This is a genomic window from Paraburkholderia sp. TE9906 (assembly GCF_056279605.1).
The window spans coordinates 411,913-429,545 of sequence record NZ_JBWCCT010000007.1 but is presented as its reverse complement, the minus strand read 5'-3'; the positions used below and the strand labels follow the sequence as shown (position 1 = coordinate 429,545).

Genomic DNA, 17,633 nt, shown 5'->3' with positions numbered 1-17,633 from the left:
CACGCTGAAACCATCACAGCGGCTGGTCCTTGAAGCGGACCGGCTCCATGACCTCCACCTACCAGTGCACGCCTGCACCGATCGACGCGCCAAACTCGCCGCGCGAGTCCGTACTCGCTTGCAGCTTGTAAGCCCACGTTCCCTTTTCCGACATCTGCGACATGCCGATGGCCAAGGCCGACTGGCCGCCATACGTGCCGCCCGCCATCGCGAACATGCCGCGACCCGGCAGGACTGCCTGCGGTAAGCCTGCTATCGCCAACGCGGACGCAGTGCCGCCGTATCCGTCACGTCGGGCCGAGCGGATCTGATCGTCGGTGTAGCGGTTCGCCTGACTGAGCACGCCGCCCACGGTCTGCTGTAACTGATTGACGTTGACTGCGTCGGTGCCTTGCACCCCCGCTGCGACATTGATGATCTGGCGTTCCTGACCCGCCGTGCCCACCGACACCGTATCCGCACGGTCCGCGACCGAGCCGTGACCCAACGCGACCGAATTGTCCGCGCTCGCATGCGCTGCCGCGCCAAGCGCGATTGCGTTACTTCCGCTGGCACTCGCACTCGCACCGATGGCGGTCGCACTTGCGCCCGTGGCCCGCGCGTTCGCGCCCGCCGCGATCGAGTGCGCGCCCGACGACACTGCGCTTTCGGTTTCTCGACTGCCTTCCGCGCTGATGAACGGATTCGCCTCATTGACCACGGCGTTGTTGACCATACCGTTGACGACCGCGTTCAACTGACCGAGGTTGACCGCGTCAGATGCATCCACGCCATTGGCGACGTTGTGGATGGCAGTGCCGCCGTTCGATGCGTCGTTGCCCAGTGTGACGCTGTTGCGATTGAGACTGCCGTCGGCGTTCTTGTCGTACATCAGCGCGCCGTCGAGTTTTGTGGCGGTCGCTTCGTCCTGATCGCTGACCGTTTTCAACTGAGCGACGTTGACCGCGTCGGTGTCAGCGGTGCCGGCGGCGACGTTGTGGATGACGGTGCCACCGCTTGCCGCATCGCCTGCGAGAGTGAAGCTGTTGTGGTTGATGCTGCCGTCGGCGTTCTTGTCATATATCAGCGCGCCTTCGAGTTTTGTAGCAGTGGCCGTGGTCTGATCGCTGACCGTGTTCAACTGGGCGACGTTGACCGCGTCGTTGTCGGCGATACCCGCAGCGACGTTGTGAATCACGGTGCCACCACTTGCTGCACTGCCAGCGAGTGTGACGCTGTCGTGGTTCACGCTGCCGTCGGCATTCTGGTCATACATCAGTGCGCCGTCGAGTTTTGCGGCATTAGCCTTGCCTTGGTCGCTGACCGTGCTCAACTGCGCGACGTTGACCGCATCGTTGTCAGCGGTACCGGCAGCGACGTTGTGGATGACGGTGCCGCCGCTTGCGGCACTGCCGCCGAGTGTGACGCTGTCGTGGTTCACGCTGCCGTCGGCATTCTGGTCGTACATCAGTGCGCCGTCGAGTTTTGCGGCATTAGCCTTGCCCTGATCGCTGACTGTATTCAATTGGGCAACGTTGACCGCATCCGTGGCAGCGGTGCCGTCGGCGACGTTGTGAATGACGGTACCGTTGCCCGCCGCATCGCCTGCGAGTGTGACGCTGTCCCGGTTGACACTGCCGTCGGCGTTCCGGTCGTACATCAACGCTCCGTCGAGTCTTGTGGCGGTGGCATTGCTCTGATCGCCGACCGTGTTCAACTGGGCGACATTGACCGCGTCAGTGTCGGCGGTGCCGGCGGCAACGTTGTGGATGACTGTGCCGCCGTTTGCGGCGCTGCTCCCGAGCGTAACGCTGTCCCGGTTGATGCTGCCGTCGGCATTCTGGTCATACATCAACGCGCCGCCGAGTCTTGTGGCGTTGGCATTGCTCTGATCGCTGACTGTTTTCAATTGAGCGACATTGACCGCGTCGGTGTCAGCGGTGCCGGCGGCAACGTTGTGAATCACGGTGCCGTCACTTGCGGCAGTGCCGCCGAGTGTGACGCTGGCGTGGTTCACACTGCCGTCGGTGTTCCGGTCGTACATCAGCGCGCCGTCGAGTTTCGTTGCGGTCGCCTCGCCTTGGTCGCTGACCGCTTTCAACTGAGTGACATTCACCGCATCGGTATCGGCGGTGCCGGCAGCGACGTTCGTAATCTGGCGCTCCTGGCCGACCGAGCCTACCGACATCGTGTTCGCCCGCTCGGCCAGCGAATCCCGGCCAATCGCGACGGCGTTGTCCGCGGTAGCAGACGCGCCGTAGCCGAGCGCGACCCCTGCGTCGCCGACGACGACCGAGTGCGCGCCGATGACAGTCGCGTTCGAGGCACCAGCAACGGCCGACGCGCCTATCGCCGTGGCATCTGCCTCACCGGCAACCGCACCCGCCCCGATCGACGTAGCGTTCAGCGCGTCTGCCACGGCATTCGCGCCGAAGGCCGCCGAGCCCGTGCCGCCCGCGCGGGCCCTGGCGCCGACCGCTGCCGCATCGGCGCCAGTGGCAGTAGCGCCAGCCCCCGCCGCGAGGGCATAGGCGCCCGTCGCGACGGCGTCATCGGAACCGTCGACGCCGCCTTCGGCTTTGAAGTAGCGCTGCGTACCGCTTCGGGCAATCGCATCGACCTTGCCGTCGATCCCGCTCAACTGGCTGACATTGACCGCGTCGGTCGGCAGCGCGCCAGCCGCGACGTTCGTCAGGCGACGTTCGTTGCCCGTCGAACCGAGCGAAACTTCGCCCGCTGGATCGGGAGCCGCGATCAAGCGGGCGCCGAGGCCGACCGGAGCATAAGCGGGCTGTGTCAGGTCGGCAGTGGTGGTGGAGTTGGCACCCAACGCGACGCTATTCGCAGCGCTGGCAGTGGCGTGGTTGCCGAGCGCGATCCCGTCGACGCCGCTGACGCTCGCGCGGTTGCCGAGCGCTACGCTGCCGTCAGCCGCCGCCGATGCCAGACTGCCGCCGGCGAAGGCTGCGCTGCCCTGCGTTTGCGCGCCGTAGCCTACTGCGGTGGAGGCGGAGCCGGAAGCTGTCGACAGTGCGCCGAATGCGGAAGCGGCCGCGTCCGTTGCGGTGGCCCCCGAGCCAGACGAGATGGAATCGAGGCCCGTTGCGACCGCGTTCAAGCCGACTGCGGTTGCACGGTCGTTCAGCGCGCTGGCGTTCAGGCCCGCTGCCATTGCGCCGGCGCCGAGCGCCCGCGTGCCCGCCCCCACCGAAGTGGCACCGCTGCCTTGTGCATCGGCGTTCAGGCCGACTGCATTGGCGCCGTCTCCTTGCGCATTGGCATTCGAACCGGCGGCCATCGCGGCGTTGCCCTGCGCTCGGGCTTGCGCGCCTAGCGCAATTGAGCTGGAGCCCGGTGCGCTCGCCTGCTTGCCTACCGCAATGGCGAAGTCGCCCGAGGCATCGGCTGCCGAACCTGACTCGATCGCATCCGCGCCCGCAGCGAACGCCGACGCTCCACTCGCAAAAGCCGCGGCGGTGAGTACGGCATGCACGATGGCTTTCTTTCGCGCCGCCGCGCGATTCTTCCCGAAGTCTGCGCGCCCGGAGACAACCGGCGCCGCGTGCGCCGCTGCGCACCAGGTCATTGAAATACGTTCATTCATCGTGTGAGAACCTCCACGTTATTGTGCGAGTGGACGGCGGCGCGTGACTGAAGGTAATTGATCGGGTTCATTGCCCTGATCAATCGCTAAAAATACGAGGAAAAATAGCGGCGCCTTTTTGCGCTCGTGCTTTTATGCCTTTTCACGCCCGAAACTCCGCGCCACGACCGATGGGTCGACGGGAATGCGCGTCGCGGCGAGGAGTGTTGAATTATCTGGTCCGTAGCCCAGGTTGGGGTATCAGCAAAATCTTAAATGGGTGAAGTGAATAATCTGTATAAATTAATCGGGATTATTTTTATCTGCCAATGGATAAAATAAGGAGTGGTCTGATTCTCTCTGATAGTTGGTTATCGGGCTTTGCGATTATTTAAATATCTGGCCGAATGGGATAGGTCGCAAATCGTCTCAACCCGGATACGCAATATCCCTGCATTCAAAAACCGTTTCCCGTTGCGCTGCGCCTGTTCGTTCCGAGCGCCGCCGCGCTTGCTCACGCCCCTTAGTTTCAGCACGCCGCGTATCGACCTACGTCAACCGCTGACGCCGGCAAACGTTCTACAATGACCGTTGTTCTCCGAAGTGAGTTTTCATGCGTAAATTTTTTCTTCCCGGCTTGACTGCCACCTTCGCCGCAAGCGCGGCGCTGGTCGCCGCCGCAGGCTTTTTTTCTCCCGCGGCTCACGCGAACAACGTGATCGTGCTCAATTCCGGTGAAGCCACGCTGAGCCTGATCGACGAGACCACCCGCCAGGTCATCGGCACGGTGCCGACGGGCAAGGAGCCGCATCACCTGATGGCCACGCCGGACAATTCATCGCTGATCGTCGCCAACTCGGTGTCGAACAATCTGATGTTCGTCGATCCGAAGTCGGGTCAGGTGCAGCGCTGGGTCGAGAACATCGAAGATCCGTATCAGATCGGTTTTTCGCCCGACCGCAAGTGGCTCGTCACCACCGGTCTGCGTCTGGACCGTCTCGACATCTATCACTACGACCAGAAGAACCAGATGACGCTGGCCTCGCGTCTGCCGCTCGCGGTCATGCCGAGCCACATGGCATTCACGAACGACAGCAAGACGGTGTTCGTCACGCTGCAGGTGTCGGGCGAACTGGCCGCGATCGACTTGCCTACGCAAACCGTGAAGTGGAAGATGAAGGTGGGCAAGGTGCCGGCGGGCCTGTGGATGACACCGGGCGAGAAGTATCTGCTGGTCGGCATGACCGGCGCGGATTACGTCGCGGTGGTCGACTGGCGCAACCAGAAGGTCGTCAAGACCATCCCGACGGGCAAGGGCGCGCATAATTTCCGTTCGCTGGCCGACGGCAAGCACGTCGCGGTGTCGAACCGCGTGGCGAGCACGATCAGCATCATCGACGAGGACACGCTCACCAACGTCGGCGATATCACCGGTTTGATGCCGGGGCCGGACGACATGGAACTCTCGGCCGACAAACGCTATCTATGGGTGACGTTCCGCTTCGCGAAGCATATCGGCATCATCGACCTGAGCACGCGCAAGCTGATCCAGACGATCGCGGTGGGCCGTTCGCCGCACGGCATCTATTTCTTCAATCGCGCGCCGGTGACGGCGCCGAACGGCGCATAAAGCCGGCGCCATGCCGCACGCAACGCGAGTCACGACGGATGAGGTAACCAGGCCAGCATCATGTTCCATCTGATTTTTTCTTCGCTCGACAGCTTCGTGTCAGCCGTGCAGACGCTGCTGTATGTCGACGTGGTGCAGCCGCTGCTGTTCCGCTTCGACCTGATGGACTACGACGAGGACACCTACGACAGCCTGTACTGGGTGATCGTGGGCGTGCTCGAGGTGCTGGCGATGTACGCGATCCTGCGCCCGCTCGAAGCGCTGCGTCCGGTGGAGCAGTGGGAGAGCCGCAAGGCGGTGCGCATCGACGTGCTGTACACGTGGATCGCCAAGCTCGGCATCCTGAACCTGTTCTTTTTCTTCGCGTTGCAGCCGTTTTTCGACAACGTGCAGGGGTGGCTGCGACTGCACAATATTTCGAATATCGAATTCGACAATCTGTGGCCCGGCGTCACTACGCAGCCGCTCGTCACGTTCGTGATGTACCTGCTGGTGCTCGATTTCGCGGGCTACTGGTATCACCGCTGGGAACACCGGATCGGCGTGTGGTGGGAACTGCACGCGGTGCATCACAGCCAGCAGCAGATGTCGCTGTGGTCCGACGACCGCAACCATCTGCTCGACGATCTGCTGCAGGCATCGTTCTTCGCGGTGATCGCGCTGGTGATCGGCGTGCCGCCGTCGCAGTTCGTCGTGCTGGTCGCGATCACGAACCTCGCGCAAAGCGTGCAGCACGCGAACATCCGTCTGTACTTCGGCTGGCTCGGCGAGCGGCTGCTGGTCAGCCCGACGTTCCATCGCCGTCATCACGCCATCGGTTACGCTCACGCGGGGCTGCAGTACGGCTGCAATTTCGGCGTGCTGTTTCCGTGGTGGGACATGCTATTCCGCAGCGTCTCCTGGAGCCGCGAGATGGAGCCGACCGGCATCAGCGATCAACTCGAAGGCCGCCGCTATGGCGACGGTTTCTGGGCGCAGCACTGGCTTGCGTTCGTACGCATCGCCGCCAGGCTGACGTCGAAACGTCGCCCGGGTGAACGCAACGACGCAGCCGCTGTCTGAGCCGCCTTTCCCGCATGCCGCCGGTTTCCCCGGCCGCGCTTCCCGTGGTTTATCCTGTGCACGTTTGCGCACGCGTTCGCGGCCCGCTGGCCGGTGCGCCGGGCGCTTCGCCTGATTCCTCCGTTTCGCTCACCGACACAGGCTCGCATGAATGATCTGTTGCGCTCGTTCGGGCGCGCGCTTGCCAGCGCGCTCCACCCGCGCATGCTCTGGCTGACCTTCAAGCCGTTTCTCGCGGCTACGGTCGGTTGGGGCGTGATCCTCTGGTTTTTCTGGCAGACGCTGGTCGGCGGCACCCGGCTCTGGCTCGATAACTGGTCGTTTACGGTCACGCTTTATCGTCTGTTCGACTGGCTCGGCTTTTCGGCGCTGCATGCGGCAATCGCGCCGTTCATCGTGATTGCGATGGCGATTCCGCTGATCGTCGTCACGGTGTTGCTGCTGATCGCCACGCTGTCGATGCCCGCGGTGATCCGTTTCCTGTCCGCGCGCCAGTTTCCGGCTCTGGAAATGCGGCGCGGCGGAACATGGTACGGTAGCCTCGGCCAGGCGTTGTGGACCACGCTGGTGTGTCTGCTGCTGCTGATCGTTACGTTGCCGCTGTGGCTCGTACCGCCGTTCTTCGCACTGATTCCGCCGCTGTTGTGGGGCTGGCTGACCTATCGCGTGATGAGCTACGATGCGCTCGCATTGCACGCGACGCGCGACGAGCGGCGCGCACTGGTGCGCCGGTTCCGGTTGCCGCTGCTGTTGATCGGCATCGCGAGCGGCTTGCTGGGGTCGCTGCCGACGCTGCTGTGGGCGTCGTCGGTCTGGCTGATCGTGCTGTTCCCGGTGATCACCGCGATGACGATCTGGATCTACGCGTTCATCCTCGTGTTTTCGGCGTTGTGGTTCGGCTATTACTGTTTGCGCGCGCTGCAACGCATGCGCACGGAAGAGCATGGCGGCGTGCGTCAGACGGCGCCGGTTCCTTATTGACTGGTATTGATCAAGCAAAAAGAGGCGGCAATGGCATTTGGCGTCATCATCATCGGCGATGAAATCCTGTCGGGCAGGCGTGTCGACAAGCATCTGCCGAAGGTCATCGAGTTGCTGGGCGCGCGCGGTCTGTCGCTCGGCTGGGCGGAGTACATCGGCGACGACCCCGAGCGCATCACGGCGACGCTGCGGCGCACGTTCGCCACGGGCGACATCGTGTTCTCCACGGGCGGCATCGGCGCCACGCCGGACGACCACACGCGCCAATGCGCGGCGGCCGCGCTCGGCGTACCGCTGGAACTGCATCCGGAAGCCGCGAAGCTGATTCAGGAGCGCATCCGCGACATGTATCCGGTGAACGCGGCGGCGCCGCTCGATCTGGACTCGCCGGAAAACCAGCATCGGCTGAATATGGGCACGTATCCCCAGGGCGCGTCGATCATTCCGAACGGCTACAACAAGATTCCCGGCTTCTCGATCAGGCATCATCATTTCGTGCCGGGCTTCCCGGTCATGGCGTGGCCGATGATCGAGTGGGTGCTGGATACGCAGTACGCGCACCTGCACCACGCGACGCCGCATGCGGAAAAGTCGTTGCTGGTGTTCGAACTGCCGGAATCGCGCATTACGCCCCTGATGGAAAAAATCGAAAGCGATTTTCCGGGCGTGCGAGTGTTCAGCCTGCCGAGCGTCGGCGATGCGGAACGCGGCGGCGTATATGCGCGCCATCATATCGACCTGGGCGTGAAGGGCGAGCCGGAAGCCGTGGCGGCTGCGTTCGTGAAGCTGCGCGAGGGCGTGCACCTGTTGGGCGGCGATATCGTCGAGCCCGAGTCGATTCCGGCGGCGAAGCCGCGCGGCTGAGGCACGGCATGTGGCGGGCGGGGCTGCGGTTCGAGGCTGCCCGCGCCGCAGCGGTTACTCGGCCTTACCAGGCAGCCGGCGTGTGCGCGGCCGGCTGATTCGATCGAGGCCGGCTCACATCATCGGCCTGACACATTAAGCGCCGACGATGTGTCCGTGATGACACGGTGGCCGACCTGATGGTTGATCACGTGAAGACGCCGCGTGCCTGCTGCTCAACGGAAGCGGCCGGCGGCAGCCAGTCCCAGTCAAGCCGCAAGCTGGCGCCGCCCGCTTCTTCGCCGACCCGCTCCATCCCCGCTCCATCATTACGCGCCGATCCACGGCAATCCGCGAAAGCACCAGCCCGAGACCGTCTTCCGATGCCCCTGGCTGTCCTTGTCGCCTTCGAAGCCTTCCAGCAGGTCGTACGCTTTCGTGAAGCCGGCTTGCGTCGCGGCAATCGCGGCGAGCTTCGAGCGCGCGGCGCTGCGGCACAGAAACAGTACCGGCGTATCGTGCGACGCGACCTGGTTCAGTTGCGCAATGAATTCCTGATTCGGCACCGCGCCCGGGTAGCGCGTCCATTCCACGTGCGTGTATTGCCCGTCGCCGATGACCGGCCGGCCGACCCAATCGAGTTCGGCACGGGTGCGCACGTCGACGAGACGCGTGCTCGGATCGAGTTGCAGCAGTTCGAACGCCTCGGCGGGCGATACCGCGCCAGCGTAGGGCAGTTGGTTCTCGGTGCGGCGGGTATCCGCCTGGGCGTACAGCTGTTCGAGCGTGCTCATGAGCGCCAGTCTCCTTCGGACCAAATGATCATTCTAGCGCGCGGCGAGCGCGACGCACGCGCCGCCGGCCGGACGGGTTGGAGTGCTGGCTACCTAAAATTGCGCGCGCAATTACGGTGCATTTTTGCCGGAATGCACCAAAATAAGGATATCAAAGGGTTTCAGGATATCGAACGCACTAATATGGTGCGATAGCCTGTGCGCCAATATCAGGGCTGCATGCCGGTCGGTGCGTCTATTCCCCGTCACCGCGCGCGCAGTATCGATTTGCGCCGCCTTGGCGCATACATGGCACAGAAGCTGCTTTACTGGTGCCGATCGATTTGGCCCGGCAAGTTTTTCTGTTCATTCGTGGCGTTTGAGGGTGGACGCGCCGGGACGGGTCAGCTAGATTGGGCGGCGGCTGAATCCGCCGAATTCGTTAATCAGGAGATAGGTTATGAGTAAATCCGTGGCCGACGTCGTTCAACTCGTCAAAGACGAGGACGTCAAGTTTGTCGACTTCCGTTTCACCGACACGCGCGGCAAAGAGCAACACGTTTCGGTGCCGGTGTCGGCATTCGATGAAGACAAGTTCGAAAGCGGCCATGCGTTTGACGGTTCGTCGATTGCCGGCTGGAAGGGCATCGAAGCATCGGACATGTTGCTGGTCCCGGACGCGAACACGGCGTTCATCGACCCGTTCTACGAAGAATCGACCCTCGTGCTGACCTGCGACGTCGTCGAACCGGCTGACGGCAAGGGCTATGAGCGCGACCCGCGCTCGCTCGCGAAGCGCGCTGAAGCGTACCTGAAGAGCACGGGCCTGGGCGACACCGCCTTCTTCGGTCCGGAACCGGAATTCTTCATTTTCGATTCGGTCCAGTGGAGCACGGACCAGTCGGGCTGCTTCATCAAGATCGGTTCGGAAGAAGCACCGTGGTCGTCGGCGAAGGAATTCGAAGGCGGCAACACCGGCCACCGTCCGGGCACGAAGGGCGGCTACTTCCCGGTCGCTCCGGTCGACACGTTCCAGGACATCCGTTCGGAAATGTGCCTGTTGCTCGAACAGATCGGCATTCCGGTCGAAGTGCACCACCACGAAGTCGCGGGCCAGGGCCAGAACGAAATCGGCACGAAGTTCTCGACGCTGGTGCAACGCGCTGACTGGCTGCAGCAGATGAAGTACATCATCCACAACGTCGCGCACACGTATGGCAAGACGGCGACGTTCATGCCGAAGCCGGTCGTCGGCGACAACGGCTCGGGCATGCACGTTCACCAGTCGATCTGGAAGGACGGCCAGAACCTGTTCGCAGGCAACGGCTACGCAGGTCTGTCGGAATTCGCGCTGTTCTACATCGGCGGCATCATCAAGCATGCCCGCGCGCTGAACGCGATCACGAACCCGGGTACGAACTCGTACAAGCGTCTCGTGCCGCACTTCGAAGCACCGGTCAAGCTGGCCTACTCGGCACGCAACCGTTCGGCGTCGATCCGTATTCCGCACGTGTCGAACCCGAAGGGCCGTCGTATCGAAACGCGTTTCCCGGATCCGCTGGCGAATCCGTACCTGTGCTTCTCCGCGCTGATGATGGCGGGTCTGGACGGCGTGCAGAACAAGATTCACCCGGGCGAAGCCGCCGACAAGAACCTGTACGACCTGCCGCCGGAAGAGGATGCAAAGATCCCGACCGTGTGCGCCGGCCTCGACCAGGCGCTGGACTCGCTCGACGCGGACCGCGAATTCCTGACGCGCGGTGGCGTGTTCACGGACTCGATGCTCGACGCGTACATCGAACTGAAGACGGGCGAGCTGCAACGCTATCGTCAGTCGGTGCACCCGATCGAATTCGAAATGTACTACTCGCTGTAAGCGGCCATGGCGCTTCGCCCTTCACCCGGCGAAGCGCTTTGCCCGACGCTCGCGATCGGTCACGAAGGGACGGCGGCGCCGTCCCTTTTTCGTTAGGCCGCGCATCATTTTCGCGAGTCGCTTTTGCGTTGCTCGGGTAGTGAGCAACACAAAAGCGGCATACCTGATTTTTCACCATCTCCTACCGGCCAGACTGCAAGATGGTTCTCAAGAATCTGATCAAGGCAAGGAAAGGGCACGAGCAGTCGCTCTCGGACGATGCGCAACTCGTGAGCTCCGGTTTGCTGCCGGGCTTCGAGACGCTGCCGACCGTCGTGCTGGTGCTCGACAAGCGAACGCTGCGCGTCGCGTTCGCGAACCCGTCGGCGGAGTCGATGCTGGAAATGTCGCGCAGGCAGCTGACGCAGATGACGTGGCCGGACATCTTCTCGAATGCGGACGAACTGGTCGCGACCATCACCGCGATCGCCGCGCACCGTTTTCACGCGACGCATCTGGACGCCGTGCTCGAGCGCCCCGGTCATGAACCGCTGCATGTGCATGCGATCGTCGGCTTCCTGGAGAGCGCGCAGGACTACGTGCTGCTCGAACTGTTCGAGAACGAGCGGCATCTGCGTACCGATCGTGAAGAACGCATCAACGACCTCACCGCGGTCAACAAGCAACTGATCCGCAATCTCGCGCACGAAATCAAGAATCCGCTCGGCGGGATTCGCGGCGCGGCGCAACTGCTCGAGTTCGAACTCGGCGAGCGTCAGCGCGACGAATTGCGCGAGTACACGCAGGTGATCATCAAGGAGTCGGACCGGCTGCAAACGCTGGTCGACCGCTTGCTGGAACCGCACCGTCATCCGCACATCGTCGGCGACGTGAACATTCACGAAGTGTGCGAGCGCGTGCGCCAGGTGATTCTCGCGGAGTTTCCGCGCGGCCTCACCATCGAGCGCGACTACGACGTGAGCGTGCCCGACCTGCGCGGCGACAAGGAGCAACTGATCCAGGCGCTCCTGAACATCGTGCGCAATGCGGCCGAAGCACTGCGCGAACGTATTTCGCAAGGCGATGCGCGGATCGAATTGCGCACCCGCATCGCGCGCAAGATCACGATCTCGAAACGCTTATGTAAGCTGGCACTGGACTTGCATATCATCGATAACGGCCCAGGCATTCCCGAGGAAATCCGTGACCGCATTTTCTATCCGCTCGTGTCGGGGCGCGAGGACGGCAGTGGTCTCGGTCTGACGCTCGCGCAGACGTTCGTGCAACAGCACGACGGTCTGATCGAAGTGGAAAGCCGGCCGGGCCACACCGAGTTTCAGATTTTGCTGCCGCTCGACTGCTAACCCCACACGCATTTCAAGACTTCTGACCGACCCATATGAAGCCGATCTGGATAGTAGACGACGATCAATCGATTCGCTGGGTGCTCGAAAAAGCGCTCGCCCGCGAAAACTTCGCGACTCGCAGCTTCGCGAACGTCCGTGAGGCCTCGACCGCGCTCGATCACGACAGCCCGCAGGTGCTGGTGTCCGACATCAGGATGCCGGGCGGCTCCGGCCTCGAATTGCTGCAAACCGTACGCGACAAGGTGCCGGGCCTGCCCGTCATCATCATGACGGCGTTCTCGGATCTCGATAGCGCGGTTGCCGCGTTCCAGGGCGGGGCGTTCGAGTATCTCGCCAAACCGTTCGACGTGGACAAGGCGGTCGAACTGATCCGCCGCGCCGTCGACGAAAGCATGCGCGGCGAACAGCCGTGGGACGAGCGCGTCGCCGAAGCGCCCGAAATGCTCGGCCAGGCGCCGGCGATGCAGGACATGTTTCGCGCGATCGGCCGCCTGTCGCATTCCGCGGCCACCGTGCTCATTACCGGCGAATCAGGCACCGGGAAGGAACTGGTCGCGCGTGCGTTGCACCGACATAGCCCACGCGCGAACGGTCCGTTCATCGCGCTGAACACCGCCGCGATTCCAAAGGATCTGCTGGAATCCGAACTGTTCGGCCATGAGCGCGGCGCGTTCACCGGGGCGCAGGCGATGCGCCAGGGACGTTTCGAACAGGCCGAGAACGGCACGCTGTTTCTCGACGAAATCGGCGATATGCCCTTCGATCTGCAAACGCGTCTGTTGCGGGTGCTGTCGGACGGGCAGTTCTATCGCGTCGGCGGTCACAACCCGTTGCGCGCCAATGTGCGCGTGATCGCGGCGACGCACCAGAATCTCGAATCGCGCGTACGTCAAGGCCTGTTCCGCGAGGACTTGTATCACCGGCTCAACGTGATTCGCCTGCGCTTGCCCGCATTGCGCGAACGCAGCGAGGACATTCCGCTGCTCACGCGGCACTTCCTGCAGAAGAGCGCGCGCGATCTCGGTGTCGAATCGAAGCGCGTGTCGGAAGAAGCGCTCGCCTATCTCGCGTCGCTGCCGTTTCCGGGCAACGTGCGGCAGTTGGAGAATCTCGCCAACTGGCTCACGGTGATGGCGCCCGCGCAGACTATCGAGATCAAGGACTTGCCGCCTGACCTCGGTCCCGCACAAGCCGGCGTGAGCGATCTCACCGGCGGCGTGGCGGCTGGGGCAGGGACGGGCGACGAGGGCTTCGCCGGCAGTGCGCCGGTCAACGGCGCGAGCGCCGCGGCGCATCCGGCCGGCGCGGTGGGCACGCCGGTCGCGACCGCGGTGAGCGCGTGGGAAGGCGGCTTGCGCACCGAAGTCGCGCGGCTCTTGCGCGAAAACTCGGCAGACGTGATGGACGAACTCGCACGCCGTTTCGAAGCGGCGGTGATTCGCGAAGCGCTCGACTTCACGCGCGGGCGCAAGGTCGAGGCGGCGGAGCGCCTGGGCATCGGTCGCAATACCATTACGCGCAAGATTCAGGAACTCAATCTCGAGCCCTGAGCAAGGCGTCGTTGCAGCGGCGGGGCGGGGCGCGAGCCGCCTCGGCCTGCCGTTGCGGCGCAAGCCCGATATCGCCCGTTATCCGGGCCGCGGGTTCCCGCAAGGCATAATCAACGCTGTTTTCATTCGACAGCCGACGATGCCCGCTCCTCTGAACTCTCCCGCTTCCTTCTCCTGGCCGCTTTCCCCCGATCCGTTCCTGTCGCTCGAAGCACTCGACGACCCCGCTGCGCTCGCGTGGGTCGAACAGCAGAACACCCGCACGCGCGCTGCATGGTGTAGCGGCGCGCAATTCGAGTCGCTCAGGCAGCGGCTTGCCGATGCGTATCTGCCGCGTGAGCGTCCAGTGATTCCCGATCGGTGGAAAGACTGGGCTTACGATCTGTGGCAGGACGAGCGCAATCCGAAGGGCATCTGGCGGCGCACGACGTGGGCGGCATGGCGCAGCGGCGCGCCGGTCTGGCAGAACCTGCTCGATTTCGACGCGCTCGGCGCCGCTGAAGGCACGCCGTGGGTGTGCGTCGAACTCGACATTCTTTATCCGGACGGCGATCGCGCGTTGATCACGATGTCGCCGGGCGGATCGGACGCGCAGGTGGTGCGCGAGTTCGACATCGAGGCGCAGCGTTTCGTCGACGACGGCTTCGTGATCGCGAAGGCGGGCAAGCACACGGCGTCGTGGATCGATCGGGACACGCTGTACGTCGGCTGGGACAACGGCCGCAAGACGCTGACGCGCTCCGGCTATCCGCGCGACGTGCGGCGCTGGACGCGCGGCACCGCGCTCGCCGACGCGCCGGTGGTGTTCAGGGGCGCGTTCGGCGACATCGGCGTGGAGGCGCACTACGATCCGGTGGAGCGCCGCCATACCGTGGTGAGCAGCGTCGATTTTTTCGACTCGCACACGTATTACCTCGATAGCGCCGAGGGTGCTGATGGCGCCATCGACGCGTGGCGTCAGTACGACGTGCCCGCGCACGTCGCGGTGGGAGGCTGGCAAGGCTGGCTGCTGCTCGAACCGCGCCTCGACTGGGATAGCGATGGCGCACATTATCCGGGCGGCGCGTTGCTGGCGATCCGCGAGGACGTGTTTCTGCGCGGCGAGCGCGACGTGCTGCCGCTATTCATGCCGACGCCGCTGACCTCGGCCTGCGAGTGGACGCATACGCGCAATCACCTGATCGTGTCGTACCTCGACGACGTGCAGAACAAGACCTTGCTGTGGACACCGTCGCAAGACGCGGATCACGCATGGCATTGGCAGCAGCGCCTCTTTCCAGCACATGCCGACGCACAGGCCGACGTGTCGCCTGTCGAGCCGACGCTGAACAACGAAGTGTTCGTCGATACCGATGACTATCTGCAGCCGCCTGCGTACTGGCTGGCCGACCTCGCGCGGGAGAATCTGAGCGAGTGGGAATTGATCGACCGCTGGCCGACCCAGTTCGACGCGACGCGCTTCGCCGTCACGCGCGGGCATGCGGTGTCGGCGGACGGCACGCGGGTGCCGTATACGGTGATCGGGCCGCGCGCCGCGCAATCGTTCGACCCGTCGCATGAACCGCGCCCCTGCCTGTTGAGCGGCTACGGCGGCTTCGCGATTCCGCTTCTGCCGAGCTATCTGACCGGGCAGGGCATCGGTTGGCTGGAGCGCGGCGGCGTGTATGTGGTCGCGCATATTCGCGGCGGCGGCGAGTTCGGCACGCGCTGGCACACGGCGGCGCAGGGCGAGGAGCGCCAGCGCGCATTCGACGACTTCATTGCGGTCGCCGAAGCGCTCATCGACACCGGCGTGACGAGTGCCGCGCAGCTCGGCATTCAGGGCGGCAGCAACGGCGGTTTGCTGGTGGCGGCATGCATGGTGCAGCGTCCCGAGTTGTTTGGCGCGGTCGTGTGCGAAGTACCTTTGCTCGATATGAGCCGCTATCACCTGCTGCACGCGGGCGCGTCGTGGATCGACGAATACGGCGACCCGGACGAACCCGATGAAGCGCGTGTGCTGGCCGCTTACTCGCCGTATCACCGCGTGTCGGCGGGTGTCGCGTATCCGCCCGTGCTGTTCACCACTTCGACCGCCGACGATCGCGTGCATCCCGGCCACGCGCGCAAGATGGCCGCGCGCATGCAGGCGCTCGGCGCGCCTCTCGCGGACAATGTCTGGTATCGGGAGAACACGGAAGGCGGGCACGGGGGCTCCGATGAACTGGAGCAGGCCGAGCATGACGCGATGGTCTTCGAATTCCTGTGGAGCGTGCTGGGCGTGGGCGGCTCCGCGCAGGCCGACGCGGCGGTCTAGGGCGCACGCTGCGCGTGGTGCGAGGCGTTAGCGACGCGTCGCACCGTCGTCGAATCGGTGGCTCAGCCGAGCAGCGCGAAGACCGGCGCGTGATCGGACGGCTGTTCCCATTTGCGCGGCACCTTGTCGATGTCGCACGCCGAGCATGCGTCGGCCAGCGGCTTCGACAGCAGGATGTGGTCGATGCGCAGCCCCGCATTGCGGCGGAACGCCATCATCCGGTAGTCCCACCACGAGTAGATCTTCTCCGGCTGTTCGAACTGGCGGAACGCATCGAGCAGGCCGAGTCCGATCAGCCGCACGAACGCGGCGCGTTCTTCCGGCGAAACGAGGTTCTGGCCTTCCCATGCTTTCGGATCGTGCACGTCGCGATCTTCGGGCGCGATGTTGTAATCGCCGAGCAGCGCGAGCTTCGGATGCAGCGCCATTTCGCTTGCGATCCAGTCGTGCAGCGCCGCGAGCCAGCGCAGTTTGTACGCGAACTTGTCGGTGCCCGGCGCCTGGCCGTTCGGGAAGTACGCCGAGATGATGCGCACGCCTTCGATGGTGGCCGCGATCACGCGTTGCTGCGGATCTTCGAAGCCCGGGATGTTGCGCACGATGCTGCTTTCGTCGACGTCCAGCCCGTCGCGCACCAGAATGCCGACACCGTTATAGGTTTTCTGTCCGGCATACCAGCTCCGGTAGCCTTTCTCGGTGAGTTCGGCGCGCGGGAATTTCTCGTCGGGCAGCTTCAGTTCCTGGAGACACAGCACGTCGGTGCCGCTGGTTTCGAGCCAGTCGATCACGTGCTGCTGGCGGACTTTAAGAGAGTTGACGTTCCAGGTGGCGATTTTCATGACATTCTCACATTCTTGCGGGGCAAGGTTTCGCGGGGGCCTCGACCCCTCGTTTTACTCGAGCGCTCAGGTTTGCCGCGTGTCGCGCGGACGACGGCTATTCGACTCATCGCGCGGCTGACGTCGCGCTTGATTCCGCAGGCGATTCCAGTAGTCCCGCATCTTATCGCGCGAGAGCGGGGCCGGTGAAAATTGCCCGCGCGGCGCTGCAAAAATAAAAGCGCGATGGCGGGATGTCGCGGCGTATAGTGGGACCACACACTTTCGCACGATTGCGAGTCGGAGAGTCATCATGGCCGAACTTTACCCCGCCCTTTATAAGGACTTCGAAGTGCACCCGCTGGTGTTTTCGCGGGCGTTCGACAAATTCGACGGCCACAAGCGGCACGCCGAGGGCTACGACGTCGCGGTGCGCGTATGTCGTCCGGGTGCGATCAGCGGCTCGAAAGCGAGCCGCGTGTTTCGCCTCGTGCTGCCCGCCACGATCGCGGATTTCGGCGTGGCCAAACGCAGCGCGAGTCAGTACGGCGCGGACATCATCGATGGCAAGGTGGAAGGCGCGACGGTCCAGGATCTTTGACGCGCTTCACGAACGAGTGCCTCTGCGTATGCGATCGTTCGCGGAATAATTCGCACAATGGTTTGACGTATTGTGATCTGCCAGATATAATCTTTTTTCTCTGACGCGGGGTGGAGCAGTCTGGCAGCTCGTCGGGCTCATAACCCGAAGGTCACAGGTTCAAATCCTGTCCCCGCAACCAAAGCATTACAAGGCTTTGCAAGATTTCAGGTGCTTAGGCAGTAAGCGAAAAAGCACTCAGAAATCTGGCAAATCCGTTGTGACAGAAGCCCGCGCTAGCGGGCTTTTTGTTTTG

Annotated in this window: 12 protein-coding genes and 1 tRNA gene; 10 read left to right on the top strand and 3 right to left on the bottom strand. The window is 63.6% G+C overall.

Features of this window, described 5'->3' with window-relative positions; genetic code table 11:
- Positions 1-58 precede the first annotated feature (58 nt).
- Positions 59-3,583, bottom strand: a complete 3,525-nt coding sequence (locus tag ACZ9H4_RS21495) for a YadA family autotransporter adhesin (RefSeq protein ID WP_476120726.1) — start codon at positions 3,581-3,583, stop codon at positions 59-61.
- Positions 3,584-4,175: 592 nt separating this feature from the next.
- Between ACZ9H4_RS21495 and ACZ9H4_RS21490 the strand changes: the two genes are divergently transcribed.
- The 4 genes from ACZ9H4_RS21490 to ACZ9H4_RS21475 all read left to right on the top strand — a co-directional run bounded on the left by ACZ9H4_RS21490 (position 4,176) and on the right by ACZ9H4_RS21475 (position 8,099).
- Entirely contained in the window at positions 4,176-5,192 is a 1,017-nt protein-coding gene (locus tag ACZ9H4_RS21490) for a YVTN family beta-propeller repeat protein (RefSeq protein ID WP_408143947.1), read from the top strand.
- Positions 5,193-5,252: 60 nt separating this feature from the next.
- Positions 5,253-6,254 carry a sterol desaturase family protein gene (locus tag ACZ9H4_RS21485; protein ID WP_476120723.1) on the top strand — a complete coding sequence of 334 codons (1,002 nt, stop codon included), beginning with the start codon at positions 5,253-5,255 and terminating at the stop codon, positions 6,252-6,254.
- 147 nt (positions 6,255-6,401) lie between these two features.
- Positions 6,402-7,235, top strand: coding sequence for an EI24 domain-containing protein (locus ACZ9H4_RS21480; protein WP_408324206.1), 834 nt, complete (start codon positions 6,402-6,404; stop codon positions 7,233-7,235).
- A gap of 30 nt (positions 7,236-7,265) precedes the next feature.
- Positions 7,266-8,099 (top strand): competence/damage-inducible protein A, encoded by an 834-nt coding sequence (locus tag ACZ9H4_RS21475; RefSeq protein WP_408156337.1) that lies wholly within the window; start codon positions 7,266-7,268, stop codon positions 8,097-8,099.
- A 308-nt stretch (positions 8,100-8,407) separates the two neighbouring features.
- Here ACZ9H4_RS21475 and ACZ9H4_RS21470 read toward each other — a convergent pair whose 3' ends face one another.
- Positions 8,408-8,872, bottom strand: coding sequence for a rhodanese-like domain-containing protein (locus ACZ9H4_RS21470; protein ID WP_408143955.1), 465 nt, complete (start codon positions 8,870-8,872; stop codon positions 8,408-8,410).
- A 439-nt stretch (positions 8,873-9,311) separates the two neighbouring features.
- Here ACZ9H4_RS21470 and glnA point away from each other — a divergent pair, with 439 nt between their 5' ends.
- From glnA to ACZ9H4_RS21450, 4 genes are all read left to right on the top strand, one after another.
- A complete protein-coding gene (gene glnA, locus ACZ9H4_RS21465) occupies positions 9,312-10,727 on the top strand; it encodes a type I glutamate--ammonia ligase (RefSeq protein ID WP_408143959.1) in 1,416 nt (471 codons plus the stop codon).
- A gap of 200 nt (positions 10,728-10,927) precedes the next feature.
- A complete protein-coding gene (glnL, locus tag ACZ9H4_RS21460) occupies positions 10,928-12,070 on the top strand; it encodes a nitrogen regulation protein NR(II) (RefSeq protein ID WP_408143961.1) in 1,143 nt (380 codons plus the stop codon).
- A 35-nt stretch (positions 12,071-12,105) separates the two neighbouring features.
- A complete protein-coding gene (gene ntrC / locus ACZ9H4_RS21455; RefSeq protein WP_476120719.1) occupies positions 12,106-13,623 on the top strand; it encodes a nitrogen regulation protein NR(I) in 1,518 nt (505 codons plus the stop codon).
- 139 nt (positions 13,624-13,762) lie between these two features.
- Positions 13,763-15,919 carry a prolyl oligopeptidase family serine peptidase gene (locus ACZ9H4_RS21450; RefSeq protein ID WP_476120717.1) on the top strand — a complete coding sequence of 719 codons (2,157 nt, stop codon included), beginning with the start codon at positions 13,763-13,765 and terminating at the stop codon, positions 15,917-15,919.
- 62 nt (positions 15,920-15,981) lie between these two features.
- Here the strand turns inward: ACZ9H4_RS21450 and xth are convergent, their stop codons facing one another.
- Complete coding sequence (gene xth / locus ACZ9H4_RS21445) at positions 15,982-16,758, bottom strand: exodeoxyribonuclease III (protein WP_408143967.1); 777 nt, start codon at positions 16,756-16,758, stop codon at positions 15,982-15,984.
- A gap of 292 nt (positions 16,759-17,050) precedes the next feature.
- On the opposite strand from xth, the gene ACZ9H4_RS21440 reads away from it, so the two are divergent.
- Both ACZ9H4_RS21440 and ACZ9H4_RS21435 read left to right on the top strand, forming a co-directional pair.
- On the top strand, positions 17,051-17,338 hold the full coding sequence (locus ACZ9H4_RS21440; protein ID WP_121317276.1) for a hypothetical protein: 288 nt from the start codon (positions 17,051-17,053) through the stop codon (positions 17,336-17,338).
- Between the two features lie 104 nt (positions 17,339-17,442).
- A tRNA-Met gene (locus ACZ9H4_RS21435) sits at positions 17,443-17,519 on the top strand.
- Positions 17,520-17,633 lie beyond the last annotated feature (114 nt).

Bases quoted from the DNA above. Each gene is read 5' to 3' on its own strand.
- ACZ9H4_RS21450 (WP_476120717.1), top strand. From the start codon at position 13,763: ATGCCCGCTCCTCTGAACTCTCCCGCTTCCTTCTCCTGGCCGCTTTCC.
- ACZ9H4_RS21480 (WP_408324206.1), top strand. From the start codon at position 6,402: ATGAATGATCTGTTGCGCTCGTTCGGGCGCGCGCTTGCCAGCGCGCTC.
- ntrC (WP_476120719.1), top strand. From the start codon at position 12,106: ATGAAGCCGATCTGGATAGTAGACGACGATCAATCGATTCGCTGGGTG.
- ACZ9H4_RS21495 (WP_476120726.1), bottom strand. From the start codon at position 3,583: ATGAATGAACGTATTTCAATGACCTGGTGCGCAGCGGCGCACGCGGCG.
- ACZ9H4_RS21475 (WP_408156337.1), top strand. From the start codon at position 7,266: ATGGCATTTGGCGTCATCATCATCGGCGATGAAATCCTGTCGGGCAGG.
- glnA (WP_408143959.1), top strand. From the start codon at position 9,312: ATGAGTAAATCCGTGGCCGACGTCGTTCAACTCGTCAAAGACGAGGAC.
- ACZ9H4_RS21490 (WP_408143947.1), top strand. From the start codon at position 4,176: ATGCGTAAATTTTTTCTTCCCGGCTTGACTGCCACCTTCGCCGCAAGC.
- xth (WP_408143967.1), bottom strand. From the start codon at position 16,758: ATGAAAATCGCCACCTGGAACGTCAACTCTCTTAAAGTCCGCCAGCAG.
- ACZ9H4_RS21485 (WP_476120723.1), top strand. From the start codon at position 5,253: ATGTTCCATCTGATTTTTTCTTCGCTCGACAGCTTCGTGTCAGCCGTG.
- ACZ9H4_RS21470 (WP_408143955.1), bottom strand. From the start codon at position 8,872: ATGAGCACGCTCGAACAGCTGTACGCCCAGGCGGATACCCGCCGCACC.
- ACZ9H4_RS21440 (WP_121317276.1), top strand. From the start codon at position 17,051: ATGGCCGAACTTTACCCCGCCCTTTATAAGGACTTCGAAGTGCACCCG.
- glnL (WP_408143961.1), top strand. From the start codon at position 10,928: ATGGTTCTCAAGAATCTGATCAAGGCAAGGAAAGGGCACGAGCAGTCG.